This window comes from Paenibacillus turicensis (genome assembly GCF_017873435.1).
Lineage (GTDB): Bacteria > Bacillota > Bacilli > Paenibacillales > Paenibacillaceae > Fontibacillus > Fontibacillus turicensis.
In genome coordinates this window covers 204,157-219,795 of sequence record NZ_JAGGKG010000003.1, presented here as the reverse complement: position 1 = coordinate 219,795, position 15,639 = coordinate 204,157, and the positions used below count along the sequence as shown (strand labels likewise).

Sequence of the window (15,639 nt, the reverse complement as noted above, 5' to 3'; positions counted from 1 at the left end):
GCAAGTACTAATTTCTAAATAGAGCCGAAATTTCAGCAAAGTAAAACCCTTACCCAACCTCTCAAGCTATTAATAAGCCATATTTCTTCAAAACTCCGTACATCTTCTACGTATAACACCTTTTCTTGAATGATTCCTTGCTGGAGCAGTGAAGCACGAAAAGTACCTGCTAACAGGCCTGAGGTTACTGGAGGTGTCCAATATATCCCTTCCTGCTTAACTACTACATTTCCAATTGTAAACTCTGTAAGCTCACCACGTTCATTCCATAACAATACGTCAAATACATGCTCTGCCATCCCCATTCGATGCTCATTATATACTTCTCTGTAAGTGGTTTTGTGATACAAAAATCGATTAGAAGAAAACAGTGATCGCTTAGCTAGAGCAACCTGTTTAACCTGTGACTGATTTTCATCCACAAAAGGTTGGTGTTTAAAGCGATATTGTCCCTGTTCATCTAAAAAGAGATTCAAACGATATATTTCATTAGTATTTTCCTCTAATGGCGTTATATAATTTCTAAAAGCTTCTACGATCTCTTTTTTATTGAAAGGAAACTCAAAATATTGAGCAGAAGTTTCTAGTCGCTCCATATGTCTATTAAATCGTTCAGCATGTAGATTATATCGCTGTCCACCTTCCACACGTATCGTTTCCATAAGCTCATAACGAATAACAGGTTGGGACAAAACGGCTGCTTTATCAAATGCCTCTTGATATTCATCCCCAGTGTTTGATCCCCAAGTGATGCCACCACCTACACCATATATCGCTGTCTTGTTTTCTTCATCTAAAATCACAGTACGAATTGCGACGTTAAAGGTAGCATCACCCTCTGGTGTAATAAATCCAATCGTTCCACAATATACCTCACGTGGCTCCTTTTCCAGTTCCGTAATGATCTCCATTGTTTTTAGCTTTGGTGCACCTGTAATAGAACCACAAGGAAATAGAGCAGCAAAAATTTGTTGTAGGTCTATTCCCTCTTGCAGTTCAGAAGTAACTGTAGAGGTCATTTGATATACGGTTGGATATTTCTCAATTGCAAACTTGCTCGGGACCTTTACTGAATTGGGCTTAGATATTTTAGAAAGATCATTACGAAGCAAATCCACAATCATTACATTTTCTGCCTGATCTTTTGTAGATTGCATCAGCTTGTCCTTTTTATAAAGATCATCTTCCAGCGTTAAACCACGCCCAATCGTTCCTTTCATAGGCATCGTCTTCATCATTTTTCCCGCAGTTAATTCAAAAAACAGCTCTGGTGAAAGGGAACATATTTTGTATCTGCCAAGATTTAAATAGGCACTATAATTTGCTTGTTGAGCTTGCTTAAGTTGTTCATAATAATGATAACCGTCAATATCATTTGTAAAACCATCATAGTTGGCTTGTAAGCGTAACGTATAATTTACTTGATACGTATCTCCTTTTGCGATGGCTTCCTTTATTTTATTAATGCTTGCTTCGTATTCTAGCTGAGAAGTATTACTTTGCCATTGCAAAGCTGGGGCATTGCTTTTTTCTTCCTCTGTCATAGTCAGTAGTCTCACAGGCTTATCAAAAATACCAAAATACAATAACGGCATCATAGAATGTGCATGTACTTTCATTTTGGGGTCAAAAGCAGGTGCAGCCTCATAGCTAATATAACCTGCCGCATATTTACCTTGCTTTGTATAGATTTCAATTTCATCTAAAGCCTGTTTAATCTGAGTGTGTGATTTAACCGCAATGATTTTAAGGGGATCTTTAAAAAGCAATTTTTCGACAATACCCTTAGCATTCATAAAATCAAAAACAAAATGATTGGGCTGACTTAAGTCCATATGGATTATGTTTTTTGTCATAATTACTCCTTCTAATCTAGATAAATTGAGAGAAATAGTTATTTGAAAAGTATATTATAATTTATTAGGAAAAATAAGGTTTACATAAAAGGGAATATATAGTACATTTACCATGCCTCGAGGGTTATTTTTTACTATCATTTTACGGAGGATTTGCAAATAAATTACTAACAGTAAGTATACCCTTCACAGCACTTATGGTTGGTATGGAACGATAACAGATACATTTGGTGGCATTGTCATAAGTGTGGCAGATTTACTTATCTCTAGCGTATCCACAACCGAGATTGCAACAGCTAGAACTATGATATCCTATACTTACCCAACTAAACAAGGTCAAGTATATTCTCCTTCAACTAGAACTTGGACTTATTTCGAGAGTACTAATTCTAATGTATTTAAAAAGGTAGCATGTCTAGCTAAAGAAGGAGTCGTTTCAATGAAGAAAATAAAAATCCTTTCTTGTCTAATTTTATTATTATTATTTGGGTGTCAGAATAATGATCAAGTACACAATGCTCAAAAAGGAACAAATACAAATTTACAAAACTATAACAATGAGCAAAATGATATTGAAACTCGTATGAAAAAAAATCTTTTGGATTTTTCCACTAAGCTTCCTACAGAATATGATTTAACTGCGACGATTGATTATCATAAGGATGCTGATGGTACAGAACTAATTTCATATGAGATATTCATCAAAAACTCCAAACAAAATATGGAAAATATAATATTAAGTTTTTCGTTAAATCCAGTTATGTTTAATAAGTTAAACACGAGTAATGTGTTCCAAAGCAATGCTTTTAATGATGCACCAATTAAAGTAACAACTGATGGGAATTATAATGGCACTAGTTTGGGTAGAGGTTTCATTTTAGACAAAGAGAAAGTTGATAATGATATGCTCAAAATATATAAAGAGGTCTATCTAAAAATAACATATACAGCAAATCATGAAATTAAAAAAGAATATTATAAATTAACTGCTTTTCCCTCCAGTCAAATACAAAAATATTTAAATGATGCAGTTCGACAATAATTAATCCCTCCAAAATACTCTTTTGTAGTTTGGAGGGATTATAAATATAATGTAATGTTTAAATAAACAAATTATGATTAGCTTTTTCTGTTTGCCCTAAATAATAGCCAACACCCGCAACATCAATACCATCAATCAATTCATCACGATGGATCCCCATTAAGTCCATCGACATCTGGCACGCAATCATTTCAACACCTTGCTTCTGAGCTGCTTGAATCAGTTGCTCAAGTGACAAGACATTATTGCTTTTCATAAGGGAACGAATCATTTTAGGTCCCATCCCCATCATATTTAGATTAGATAAGGGTAATTTCCCACTTCCTCTTGGCATCACCTTTTCAAACATTTTCCCCATAAAACCCTTCTCAACCTTAATTTTATTAGGCTTACGAATGATATTCAGACCCCAGAAGGTGAAAAACATAGTTACTTTTTTCCCGCTAGATGCAGCACCATTTGCAATTATAAAGGAAGCTATCGCCTTATCAAGCTCACCACTAAATACAACCATTGTTGTATCATTTTTATCGGAAATAATAGGTTGATTCGTTGTGCCACTTGGATCTAAGTCAGCGGCATCATTCCCTTTCGTTAATGTCGCTTCAATCACTCCATCGGAGCGTTTTGTACGTTCAACTAAGCTGTTAGAAGTCATCGTAGCCCATGCTTTAATATCCTCATAAAATCCTGGATCTGATGCAGTGACCTTAAGCATTTGCCCATTCTCTAGCGTATCCATCTGCTGCTTGACCTGCATTAATGGCCCAGGACAGCTAAGTCCACAAGCATCCAATGTAACTATTTCTGTGCTAGGTGTGGTCGAGCTACTAGATGAGCTTGGTGTACTAGGTGTATTTGCTTTATATTGCTGTGGCTTGAAATTATTTATAACATAAGATTTATAGCCGCCACTCAGATTTTTCACCTTGTAACCAAGCTGACCTAAAATACGTGAAGCGGTATATCCTCTTAGTCCTACCTGACAATACACCCAAATTTCCTTGTTTTTATCAAGCTCCCCTACTCTACCTCGAAGCTCATCAACAGGAATATTGATTGCTCCCTCAATGTAGCCATTGCTATATTCTATTGGTGATCTAACATCCACCAATATGCTGTTATGTTTGTCTCGGTTAGCAAGATCATTAACTACAAATACATCACTTAATCCAGTCACAATATTTTCAGCGACATACCCCACCATGTTCACAGGATCTTTTGCAGAAGAATACGGTGGTGCATATGCAAGCTCTAGTTCAGTTAGATCTGTAACTGTACCTCCAAAGCGGATGACTGTAGCAATACTGTCTATTCGTTTATCTACACCATCATAACCAATCGCTTGAGCACCAAGCACTTTTCCGTCAGAGTTAAACAATAACTTCATTGTCATAGGCGTAGCACCAGGGTAATAAGAAGCACGAGAATTAGGATGAACATAAGCAACCTTGTACGGAATATTTAAACGTTGTAATGTCTTCTCATTATTACCCGTAGCTGCACCTGTTAAGCCAAAAACTTTAATGATCGATGTGCCTTGTGTTCCCTTATAAGTCGTAGCAATTCCACCTATGTTATCCGCAGCGATTCTTCCTTGCTTATTAGCCGGTCCAGCTAATGGCACTGCCGTTTTGCTTCCATTTACAAAATCAACAACCTCTACAGCATCACCAACTGCATATACATCAGGTACATTGGTTCTCATATGATCATTCACAACAATATGACCTCTAGGCCCTAATTCAATGCTTGTATTTTTCACAAAGCCAGTATCAGGCGTAACACCAATTGCCAGTAATACCATGTCTGCGTGTAGCTGTTTCCCACTACCAAGCTTTACAGTTATCCCCCGCTCTGTTTCCTCAAACCCCTCCACACGGTCCGAGAAGATCAATTGAATTTGCTGCTCCTCTAACTCTTTAGCAAGTATATTGGACATTTCTTGATCAAACGGCGCTAGTATTTGTGGTCCAGCTTCGATTAAAGTAACTGCAATGCCAGCCTCACGTAAGTTTTCAGCCATCTCTATTCCAATAAATCCACCACCAATAACAACTGCGGAAGAAGTATTTTGCTCAGTAACCTTTGCTTTAATTTTGTCTACATCTGGAATATTACGAAGACTATATATTTTAGAGCTTGTAATGCCTGGCAAGGGAGGCACTATTGGTTTAGCCCCTGGAGATAAAATAAGGGCATCATAGCTTTCCTCATATTGACCACGCTCTTTACTGTGCACAACCACCTTTTTCTTCACTTCATCAATTGACACCACATCACTTTCTGTGCGGATATCAATATTAAAGCGACTGTTCATCGCTTCTGGCGTTTGCACGACTAACTTTGATCTCTCAGCGATAGAGCCGCCCACATAATAAGGTAACCCACAATTTGCAAATGAGATATAAGGGCCCCGCTCAAACATGACGATTTCGGCATTCTCATCTAATCTACGTAGCCTAGCTGCCGCAGATGCTCCACCTGCCACACCACCAACAATAAGTACTTTTTTCTTCATTACATTTCCTCCACTTCTGCCAAAAATATATCTATAACTGCCTTCACTCGCTCATCCTTAATTGAATATGAAATTTCTAAACCATTACGATCAGCTTCTAAAATGCCAAGCGTTCTAAGCTTTTGCAGATGCTGAGACACCGTCGATTGTGGTAAATCCAAACACTCCTGCATATAACTCACATTACAGCTTCCTTTTTTTATTAGCCCTCGCACAATACAAAGACGAACAGGATGTGCTAAAGCCTTCAAAATTTCTGCTGTTTCGGTATAAGCTTTGAAATTGTTATCCACAATACACTCTCCTCCACCTTATTCCTGTCTAATTAACTATTGATTCACTTTATATCTTAATATCTGTATATTATATTATTACGATATAATGAAATGTGTCAAGTAGTTAATTATTCATTTCATTGAAGAATAAAAAAACTCCCTCGGGAAATCAGGCAAAATCTTACCTGTTCCTGCAAGGGAGCCTATTCGTCTCTTAAAATATAAATTTCAAATTGCCTAATCTTGATTTAATTTCAGAAATTACAGCCTTTTCCTCTTCCTCCGTTGCCGCTTCAAACGTAACAGAGAAACGAATGAAATGACCTGCATCATCCCAAGGCACTGTCGAAATTAGTTTTTCACGAATTAAATACTGAGAAAATTCTTCGGCAGTGGCAAAGCTTGGTCCACCCTCCACACCATTAGGAGCCTGCACATATAGGAAAAACGATCCTTTTGGTTTGGTAGCTTCAAAGCCTAGCTCGTTAAGCGCATCGACAAGCAATTGATGACGGCGAGAATATTTAGCCGCAATTTGCTCTGTAATTTCAGGATGAGCTAGCCCATAAGCTGCTGCCTTTTGAATCGCAATAAATTGTCCTGAATCATTATTGTCCTTCACATCACTAAATGCTTTAACAATAAGCGGATTCCCTGCCACGAACCCAATTCTCCAGCCTGTCATGTTATAGGATTTGGATAAGGAATGTAGTTCAACCCCAACATCCTTTGCCCCCTCAACGGACAAAAAGCTAAGTGGTTTTTCACCATCATACGTTAACGCTGCGTAAGGCGCATCATGAATTACGATCACTTCATGTTTTTTAGCCCAAGCGACAACCTCAGCAAAAAACGCCTTTGTTGCACTCGCACCTGTTGGATTGTTTGGATAATTTAAATAAAGTAACTTCGCACGATCTGCAATATCGTCTGGGATTGCATTTAAATCTGGCAGGAAGTTATTTTCTTTTGTTAATTGTACGGTGTAAACTTCTCCACCTAAATATTTCGTATGTGTACCTACAATTGGATATCCAGGTACAGTCATTATTGTAACGTCCCCCGGATTGATAAAACAAGAAGGTAACATCGCTAATGCTGGCTTTGAGCCAATGGAATGCACTACCTCTGTAACTGGATCTAACCCTTCAACCGCAAACACATCGTGCAAATATTTTACTGCTGCTTCTTTAAATTCAGCAATTCCATTGTCAGCATAACCACGATTTTCAGGCTTAGCTGCCTCCTCTGCAAGCTTGGCTACAATACCTGCATGTGCCATCTCATCAGGCTCACCAATTCCCATATCAATTAAATCAATGTCTGGAAAAGCTTTGCGAGCAGCTTGCTTTGCTCTTTTAATTTTCTCAAATTTATAAATAGCGGTATCTTTACCGTAATTTGATCCACCAATACGCTCTGCAAACTGTTGCTGAATATACGTAGCTTGATAATTCTCAATACTCATTTTAATCCATCCCTTCACTAGCATAAGTTCAAAAACCTCACATCATTAAATATGCTAGAAATAAAGCCTTTATAGAATGGATTATTTGGCTTTTGGTTTGTACTTTTTTTCTGTTAGCGGTTTCTAAGGCTAAACAGCACATCCTCCATATCCTGTGGTAAAGGTGCACTAAACTCCATGTACTCCGACGTTGTAGGATGAATAAAACCCAACACAGCAGCATGAAGTGCTTGTCCCTCCATTTTGATCCCTTTACTACGACCATACATCGGATCACCTACAAGAGGATGGCCTATAAACTTCATATGTACTCTAATTTGATGAGTACGTCCTGTTTCTAGCTTTAATTCAACCAAAGTATAGTCACCAAAACGTTCCATCACTTGAAAATGAGTCACTGCGTGCTTACTGTTCCGCTCAGTTACAGTGTACATTTTACGATCCTGAGCGTCTCGTCCAATAGGTGCATCTACTGTACCTTGATCATGACTCAAATTACCGTGCACTAAAGCGATATATTTACGAGTCACACTGTGCTCCTTCAACTGCGCAGCTAAGGAGGCATGTGATTTATCATTTTTGGCAGCCATAATTAGACCAGAAGTATCCTTATCAATCCGGTGTACAATACCGGGACGCAGCTCACCATTAATGCCCGACAAGTCCTTACAGTGATACATCAGTGCATTTACTAATGTACCTGAGCTATGACCTGGGGCTGGGTGAACGACCATGCCACGTTGCTTATTGACCACAATGACGTCTTGATCTTCATAATAAACATCTAATGGAATATTCTCAGCTACGATTTCTACAAATTCAGGCTCAGGCATAATTAAGGCTATAACATCGCCTAATGCAAGCTTGTAGTTACCTTTAACAGATTCACCATTAACAGTAATATCTCCATTTTGTATCCATAGCTGAACTTGGGTTCGCGATACATCATTTCCTATATTTTCTGTAACAAACTTATCAATCCGTTGCTTCACAGAAGCAGCTTCGATTGTCCACTCCATCATATCAGCCTCAGCCTCAACCTGAGCGTTATTTTTATTGTCGTTCATAATAACTCCTTTTACTTCTCTTCTTTTTGCACTTGCTCCTGATCGGCTAACTCCTCTACTTGCTTCGCTTGTTTTTTCTCCAGCGACATTTCGCGAAACGAATCAATAATAATTAAAGCAACTCCAATCACAATACAACTATCCGCAATATTAAAAATAGGGAAGGTATAGCTGCCAAAATTAAATTGTAGGAAGTCAACCACTTCACCTGTCAAAGCACGATCTAGGAAGTTTCCTAACGCTCCACCTAATACAAGTGACAATGCAAAGGGCAATAGCTTATTCCCTGTATTTTTCATTTTTTGTATATACCATACAATTCCAATTACAACGACAATCGTAATAATAATAAAAAAGTAGCGTTGGTTTTCCAAAATACCAAAAGCAGCTCCTGTATTACGATGGGATGTAATTAAAAAGAAATTACCAATTACTGAGATTTGATCCCATAGCTCTAATCTCGTAGCAATGACATACTTCGTTAACTGATCAATTACGAATACAATAAATGCGATTAAATAATATATCACGAGACACGTCACCTCATTTTTTATGTGCGTCCTTAGACCCTGTTTATTGTAGCACACCCAGATTTAAGCCGTCCATGCAGAAACCCAAATCTTACACAAATATGTAGGTTTCCTCAATTGCAAAAAGATCATTAAAAAATAAATTGTTGCGCAAAATAAGGCTCATACAAATCAAAAATAAAATCAACGTTAGTGAATAGCCTATCGTATAAAAGGAGTGTCTGGATTTGACTCATCTTACTTCATCCCAAATCAAATATTTACAGCAACAGCTTCAAGCGGAGCAGCAGCTACTGTATGAAAAATTAAATGAAAATGACCATATGGGGCTTAATGAATCCATGCGAGACAATTTAAACGAGCTATCAACGATCGATAATCATCCTGCTGATATTGGCAGTGAGATGTTTGAACGTGAGAAAGACATAGCACTAAATGAGCATGAAGAATTGCGGCTTATGCGTATTGAGGATGCCCTTGAACGGATTAAACACCAACAATATGGTAAATGTGCAACCTGTGGCGCTCAGATTAATTTCGAACGTCTTGAAGCGATTCCAGAAACAGCTTACTGTAAAGAACATAGTCCCCAAGCCCATTTATCATTAAATCGACCAATCGAAGAAACGTTACTTGATCCTCCCTTTGGCAGAACAAGCATGGATGAGCATGAATATTCTGGCTTTGATGGTGAAGACGCTTGGCAAATTGTTGAAAGCTATGGTACCTCTACATCACCTGCATATGCAGAGCAGTCTGACGTCACAAGCTATGACGATTTGACCATCGAAGAAAACGAAGAATTCGATGGATTTGTAGAACCGTTTGAGAGCTACGTCGCTACCGATATTTATGGCAATGATCGTTATTTTTTCCGTAATCAGCAATATACAGAGCATATGAAGGAAACCAAACATCTTCGAACAGAACATGATGTCATAAAATAAGCCTCACAAAAGATTAGCCATAGTTATAGACATTTGCCATGCATCAGAGCTCTAAAGCATCAAAATAAGCTAATATGTGAAGCCTTACTTATATTGTAGCTGATGTTGAACAATTGTCACGATATCAGCGATATAGTCACCTATAATGGGCAAATTTAAGGCACCTAACAATTGAAGCACATACACAATTGTAGCCGCAAAAAAAGTAAAGCCAATGGCAATTCCTACACCTCTAGATGTACCTGATAATAAATTTAACCAAATTAAACGCCAGGGGCGGTGCAATAGCTCTGTATATTCCATAATTCTTGATTGCTCAAGCATATGAGAAATATGCATTAATAACCGGTACAAATAATTTATTTTTTCATCCACTGTCCCTGTTAAGGTTGCTTTCTCAGTTAGCTCATTTGGATCACTAGCATGTGAGGCTAAAATTTGGTCTGAAAGCTTGCTCTGATGTCTCTGATCTCCTACTGGATCCTTTTTCAAATGAATGGTTGAACGCTTCTTTGAACGTCTTAAAAATTTCATTGCAGGCACCCTGTCTACTATAATTTTAAAAGCTAAACGAGCTTAAGGTACTCACTTCATTTTTTGAAGGAAGACCTAAAGCTCGCTTGCTTTTTAATTATTGGTAGTATGACCTGCTTTTGCCTCTACCATTCACCTGATTCCTCAGGTGAATTTCTATTTTTGGATGTAAACACCAATCGTTTTGCTACCTAAATCCACGATTTCCCCTTGCTCAGAAGGTTTACCAAAAGCTAACTCCTGCACAAGTACATTATCGCGTAGTACATGTTCAAATGCAGTAATTGCCGCCTGTAGCTCGTCATCCACATCAAGCGTCAGAGAAATCCGTTTTTCAATTGGTAAATCCAATTTCTTACGTGTATCTTGTACCGCACGCACAACCTCGCGCACCCAGCCCTCTTGTTCAAGCTCTGGCGTAATTTCATTATTAAGCGCAACGGTTAGTCCGTAACCTGAAGCGGAAGCAAAACCTGCTTTTGCTTGCTTTTCAACGAGCAACTCATCCGCAGTAATTACCAGCTCCTCATCTTCAGGAGATGTAATGTGGAACTCCCCTTTTGTAACTACATCTGAAGCAGCCTCTGGCTGTAGATTTTTTAGTGCATTTTGAAGGAAACCTACATTTTTACCGTATTTTTTACCTGCAACCTTAAGATTTAGCTTCAAGGAGAAGTTTACAAAACCATTATCACTTCTTTCAATGTGAATTTCTTTGATATTGATTTCGTCCTTGATGATATCCTCATATTCTGACACCGCAAAGTCACGACTCATGGATACCACTAGGCTAGATAATGGCTGACGTGTTTTGATTCCTGTCTCATTACGCACATTACGCGCTAGCTCCACGATTTGACGTGCACTTTCCATGTCACGCTCAAGCTCTAAGTCAATCAAAGCTTCATCTGCAACAGGGTAATCTGCAAAGTGAACACTTTCCTCACCAGTCAAATTCGTATAAATCTCCTCAGATAACATCGGTGTAAATGGTGCCATTAGCTTCGATAACGTAACTAATACAGAAGTTAATGTGCCATATGCCGCTAGCTTATCTTCACCTAAGCCACTTCCCCAGAAGCGATCACGGGAACGACGGATATACCAATTACTTAATTCATCGATAAATACTTCAATCGCTTTGGCAGGATTCATAAAGTCGTTTGCATCAAGGCCCTTTTTAGCAACAGCAATGAGGCTATTTAGTCTAGATAAAATCCAGCGATCCAGCTTATTCGTGGAACCCTTATACTCATGCTCCTCTGGTTTATAGCCATCAATCGAAGCATACAAGGTCAAAAATGCATGTGTGTTAACAAGTGTGTCTATAACCTTAGATTTTGCTTCTGCCACGATCGTTTTGGAGAAACGTTTACTGTTCCAAGGTGCACTATCTGCTAACAGTGGCCAACGGAAGGCATCTGCACCAAACTCCTCAATCACTTCCCATGGGCTGATTACATTCCCTTTGGACTTCGACATCTTTTGTCCATTTTCATCTAAAATATGACCATGTGACATGACTGCTTTATACGGTGCTTTACCATTGTACAACGTTGAAATAGCAAGTAAGCTATAAAACCAACCTCTTGTCTGGTCAATCCCTTCACAAATCATATCGGCTGGGTATTGATCTTCAAATTGAGATGTTTCGCCAAATGGATAATGCTGCTGTGCAAATGGCATTGAACCACTATCAAACCATACGTCAATCACTTCAGGTGTACGTGTCATGACGCCATCCTCACAAAACGGCGATTTTAACTTAATTGGATCTACAAATGGCTTGTGTAGCTCAATATCCTCTGGAACGTCACCGATCGCACGTGCACGTAAGTCCGCGATACTTTTTGGCGCATATTCTTTGCCTGTTTTATCACAAACCCAAACGTTAAGTGGTGTTCCCCAATAACGATTACGGCTAATATTCCAATCCACTAGATCCTCAAGGAATTTCCCAAAACGTCCTTCACGAATATGACCAGGATACCAATCGATCTCATTGTTATTTTTAATTAATTGCTCTTTTACAGCCGTTGTTTTAATGAACCAGCTATCTGTTGCGTAATAAAGCAACGGGGTTTTGCAACGCCAGCAGAATGGATAGCTATGCTCATATTTATGCTTATCATATAACAAGCCTTGTTCAGCTAACATCTTCACAATATCGATATCGCAATCCTTTACGAAGCGACCTGCAAGATCAGAAACCTCATCACGATAACGTCCTTGTAAATCGACAACATTAATGAACTCAACATCATTTTCACGACAAGTTTTATAGTCATCTTCCCCGTGTGCAGGCGCCAAGTGTACAATCCCTGTACCACTAGCCTCTGTAACAAAATCAGCACCCAAAATGACTAAGCCATTTTTAGGAGAAATATATTTAAATGGTGCTTCGTACGCTTGACCGATAAATTCAGAGCCTGAATGCGTGCTTAATACTTCATGCTCACCCTTGATCGCACTTTCGATTAACCCCTCTGCTACGATGTAAATGCCATCCTCCTGCTTTACACGAGCATAAGTAAGCTTTGGATTCATAGCAAGTGCACTATGGGCAGGTAACGTCCAAGGTGTTGTCGTCCAAGCTAGCACATAGTCCCCACTATCCTTTAGCTTAAATTTGGCAGTTGCACTTAAATCCTTCACATCCTCATAGCCTTGAGCAACCTCATGCGAGCTTAATGTCGTCTGGCAGCTAGGACAATAAGGGCTTACACGATGACCGCGATACAACAAGCCTTTCTCATGGATGTTAGCGAGTAAGTGCCACACACTTTCGATATAGCTATTTTTCATTGTGATGTACGGATCATCCATATCCGTCCAATATCCGATAGCTTCAGTTAGATCACGCCATTGCTTCTCATAAACAAATACGCTGTCCTTACATTTCTGTATAAACTTTTCGACGCCATACGTTTCAATTTCGTGCTTACCTGAAATACCAAGTTGCTTTTCAACGCCTAGTTCAACAGGGAGACCATGTGTATCCCAGCCTGCCTTACGAACTACACGATGACCATTCATTGTCTGGTAGCGACCAATAAAATCTTTTATTACACGGCCAAGCACGTGTCCGATATGTGGAACACCATTTGCCGTAGGGGGCCCTTCATAAAACACATAGTTTGGAAAGCCAGCACGTTTTTCAACACTACGTTTAAAAGTATCTTCTTTACTCCACTTATTCAAAATGCGGAGTTCTCTTGCACGAGCAGGTTCTTTAACATCTACTTTTTGCATATTCATCTCTTCCTTTTCAGCAATATAAATACAAAAAAGCCCCATCCCTATAAAAGGGACGAGACTAAAACTCGCGTTACCACCCTTGTTCCTTCATTCAGTTATTATGTACATAATGACATGAATAAAGACACCTCAAGTCCTATACGTTATTCATATAGGGTCGGTATAACGTCCGACAAAACGGTAGGGCTTACTAATTAGAAAATTCAAAATTCAGCACTACTTCTCCGGGAGGATATTCTGAATACTTTTTGTACATTGGCTTTCAGCAAAACACCAACTCTCTGAGGAACAAAATCGTATCATACTGATCCCATCATCAAATTCATATTAAATTCAAATTAATCATTCATGTCAAACTGCAGATCATAAAAAGCACATTATCAAAGCTCATTTACATTATATTATTTATAACGTAAATTTGATCCAGATGTCAAGCTAGATAACGTGAGAAAGGCGTTTAATACACTTCACTATTCTCTAAGCTTACACGCACGTCAGACTCCGCTTGTTCTAAGCTATCCCAATGCTCAGACTTAAGCATATCCAGTTGTGCCTCAATTAATGTGCGGAAGCGTGCTCTATAGATCGAAGCTTGTTTTTTCAGCTCGTCTACCTCTAATGAAACCTTGCGGGATTTTGTCAACGATTCGTTAATGATCCGATCCGCATTTTTTTCTGCTTCCTTCACAATCAATTGCGCTTCTTTTTTTGCATTATTTTTCACTTCATCTGCTGCTTCCTGCGCAACGATAATCGTTTTACTTAACGTTTCTTCGATATTAGCGAAGTGATCAAGCTTCTCCTGCAAGGCAAGTAATTGATTCTGATATTCCTTATTCTCACGAATAAGTCCCTCATAATCTTTAATTACTTGATCTAGGAATTCATTAACTTGATCCTCATCATAGCCACGCAGACGTCGGGAAAATTCTTTGTTGTGTATATCAAGTGGTGTTAATGGCATAGACTAATCTGCACCTCCTAAGATTTTGACTGCTTCGTTTAGACTGCTCCAACTGCTTCTTCATCAAATTATTAATGTTAAACTTTAATTCGACAATAACAGCCCAACTCCTGCAAAACAATTAAACAAATTTGCCGACTTTAATACGAGTTCTTCCTTTTTTTGTAATCCCCTCTACCTCTAACACCTTAAATCTTCCAAAACCCTTTAAGGCAACAATGTCACCTTCTGCTAATACTTTAGAAGGATCTTCCTCTATTCTCCAATTCACCTTACATCGTCCTGCCTTGATCGGGATTAAAATCTTACTGCGACTCAGGCGAAAAACGTCACTACTAATTCCATCTAAACGTAAAGAAGCCACCGTTAAATCCAGCGGCTCAAGCTTAGGCTCAACAGTTTGCAACCTTGACAATGGTTCAATGTCAGTCACAACTCCTACACGATGCACTTGTATTAAGTTCATGGCTAAGTAAGAAGCAATCTCTTCAGCAATTAATACATGACAGCCTTCTTGTCTCACATGCATATCACCAATTTTATCGCGTTTTAGTCCTAACCCAAGAACAGATCCTAAGTAATCACTGTGTTGTAAAGTCCCTAGCTTGTTATCGACCGAGTAAACATGAAGCACCTGTATCTGAAAATCATTTTCCTCAGCTTCATGATAATCGGGTGCCACAATCGCTCGTTTACGTTCAGCTGTAGCATATCCACCAAAAAAAGACACTTTTGCATCCTGCTCCCGATGGGCTATGCTCTCCAAAATAAAGCATTGTCTTGGATCAAGAAAATCCGTTAACTTCACCTCATGGTATTTAGCCGCATTCTCCACCCATTCTGAGGCTCGATCCACAAAATGACGTTCATCAGCACGAAAATGATGATAAATATCCTGATGTGACATTACGATACCAAAAAGATAATTATACTTTGTAATCCATATACAGCTAATTGCAACACAAAGATAGCGACGATTGGTGAAAAATCAATAACACCCATCAATGGTGGAATAAAGCGACGAAATGGAGTTAAATAAGGTTCAACTAATTTACCAAGTAATTGACCAACAAAGCTTTCTCGTACGTTAGGTAACCACGACATTAAAACATAGGCCATGATCATATAAAAATAAATTTGAGACAACCAATAAACCAAATCTAAAATTGTTTGGATA

13 protein-coding genes and 1 other annotated feature are annotated in these 15,639 nt (G+C 38.6%); of the genes, 2 read left to right on the top strand and 11 right to left on the bottom strand.

The annotated features are described in order from the left end of the window. Positions 1-32: 32 nt before the first annotated feature. The gene (pabB, locus tag J2Z32_RS05005; RefSeq protein ID WP_245251195.1) at positions 33-1,856 is read right to left on the bottom strand and encodes an aminodeoxychorismate synthase component I; all 1,824 of its coding nucleotides are present in this window, start codon (positions 1,854-1,856) and stop codon (positions 33-35) included. Positions 1,857-2,103: 247 nt separating this feature from the next. Here pabB and J2Z32_RS05000 point away from each other — a divergent pair, with 247 nt between their 5' ends. Next, a complete protein-coding gene (locus J2Z32_RS05000) occupies positions 2,104-2,898 on the top strand; it encodes a hypothetical protein (protein ID WP_210088071.1) in 795 nt (264 codons plus the stop codon). Between the two features lie 58 nt (positions 2,899-2,956). Here the strand turns inward: J2Z32_RS05000 and J2Z32_RS04995 are convergent, their stop codons facing one another. From J2Z32_RS04995 to lspA, 5 genes are all read right to left on the bottom strand, one after another. After that, positions 2,957-5,419, bottom strand: coding sequence for an FAD-dependent oxidoreductase (locus J2Z32_RS04995; RefSeq protein WP_210088070.1), 2,463 nt, complete (start codon positions 5,417-5,419; stop codon positions 2,957-2,959). Beyond that, complete coding sequence (locus J2Z32_RS04990) at positions 5,419-5,712, bottom strand: ArsR/SmtB family transcription factor (RefSeq protein ID WP_210088069.1); 294 nt, start codon at positions 5,710-5,712, stop codon at positions 5,419-5,421. The genes J2Z32_RS04995 and J2Z32_RS04990 overlap by 1 nt, the downstream gene beginning before the upstream one ends. A 196-nt stretch (positions 5,713-5,908) precedes the next feature. After that, positions 5,909-7,162, bottom strand: a complete 1,254-nt coding sequence (locus tag J2Z32_RS04985) for an LL-diaminopimelate aminotransferase (RefSeq protein ID WP_210088068.1) — start codon at positions 7,160-7,162, stop codon at positions 5,909-5,911. A gap of 113 nt (positions 7,163-7,275) precedes the next feature. After that, a complete protein-coding gene (locus tag J2Z32_RS04980; protein ID WP_210088067.1) occupies positions 7,276-8,229 on the bottom strand; it encodes an RluA family pseudouridine synthase in 954 nt (317 codons plus the stop codon). 11 nt (positions 8,230-8,240) lie between these two features. Further along, a complete protein-coding gene (gene lspA / locus J2Z32_RS04975) occupies positions 8,241-8,759 on the bottom strand; it encodes a signal peptidase II (RefSeq protein ID WP_210088066.1) in 519 nt (172 codons plus the stop codon). Between the two features lie 227 nt (positions 8,760-8,986). On the opposite strand from lspA, the gene J2Z32_RS04970 reads away from it, so the two are divergent. Then, positions 8,987-9,706, top strand: coding sequence for a TraR/DksA C4-type zinc finger protein (locus J2Z32_RS04970; RefSeq protein WP_210088065.1), 720 nt, complete (start codon positions 8,987-8,989; stop codon positions 9,704-9,706). Between the two features lie 84 nt (positions 9,707-9,790). Here J2Z32_RS04970 and J2Z32_RS04965 read toward each other — a convergent pair whose 3' ends face one another. The 5 genes from J2Z32_RS04965 to J2Z32_RS04945 form a co-directional block, all read right to left on the bottom strand. Then, a complete protein-coding gene (locus J2Z32_RS04965; RefSeq protein WP_210088188.1) occupies positions 9,791-10,081 on the bottom strand; it encodes a DUF5665 domain-containing protein in 291 nt (96 codons plus the stop codon). Positions 10,082-10,396: 315 nt separating this feature from the next. Then, positions 10,397-13,492 (bottom strand): isoleucine--tRNA ligase, encoded by a 3,096-nt coding sequence (gene ileS, locus J2Z32_RS04960; protein ID WP_210088064.1) that lies wholly within the window; start codon positions 13,490-13,492, stop codon positions 10,397-10,399. A 51-nt stretch (positions 13,493-13,543) separates the two neighbouring features. Then, positions 13,544-13,824: a binding site (T-box leader), on the bottom strand. A gap of 131 nt (positions 13,825-13,955) precedes the next feature. After that, positions 13,956-14,462, bottom strand: a complete 507-nt coding sequence (locus tag J2Z32_RS04955; protein ID WP_210088063.1) for a DivIVA domain-containing protein — start codon at positions 14,460-14,462, stop codon at positions 13,956-13,958. A 121-nt stretch (positions 14,463-14,583) separates the two neighbouring features. Next, complete coding sequence (locus J2Z32_RS04950) at positions 14,584-15,369, bottom strand: YlmH family RNA-binding protein (RefSeq protein ID WP_210088062.1); 786 nt, start codon at positions 15,367-15,369, stop codon at positions 14,584-14,586. Next, positions 15,369-15,629, bottom strand: a complete 261-nt coding sequence (locus J2Z32_RS04945) for a YggT family protein (protein WP_210088187.1) — start codon at positions 15,627-15,629, stop codon at positions 15,369-15,371. The genes J2Z32_RS04950 and J2Z32_RS04945 overlap by 1 nt, the downstream gene beginning before the upstream one ends. Positions 15,630-15,639 lie beyond the last annotated feature (10 nt).

Coding starts and splice junctions, on each gene's coding strand:
- pabB (WP_245251195.1), bottom strand. CDS start 1,856: ATGACAAAAAACATAATCCATATGGACTTAAGTCAGCCCAATCATTTT.
- J2Z32_RS04995 (WP_210088070.1), bottom strand. CDS start 5,419: ATGAAGAAAAAAGTACTTATTGTTGGTGGTGTGGCAGGTGGAGCATCT.
- J2Z32_RS04985 (WP_210088068.1), bottom strand. CDS start 7,162: ATGAGTATTGAGAATTATCAAGCTACGTATATTCAGCAACAGTTTGCA.
- J2Z32_RS04980 (WP_210088067.1), bottom strand. CDS start 8,229: ATGAACGACAATAAAAATAACGCTCAGGTTGAGGCTGAGGCTGATATG.
- ileS (WP_210088064.1), bottom strand. CDS start 13,492: ATGCAAAAAGTAGATGTTAAAGAACCTGCTCGTGCAAGAGAACTCCGC.
- J2Z32_RS04955 (WP_210088063.1), bottom strand. CDS start 14,462: ATGCCATTAACACCACTTGATATACACAACAAAGAATTTTCCCGACGT.
- J2Z32_RS04950 (WP_210088062.1), bottom strand. CDS start 15,369: ATGTCACATCAGGATATTTATCATCATTTTCGTGCTGATGAACGTCAT.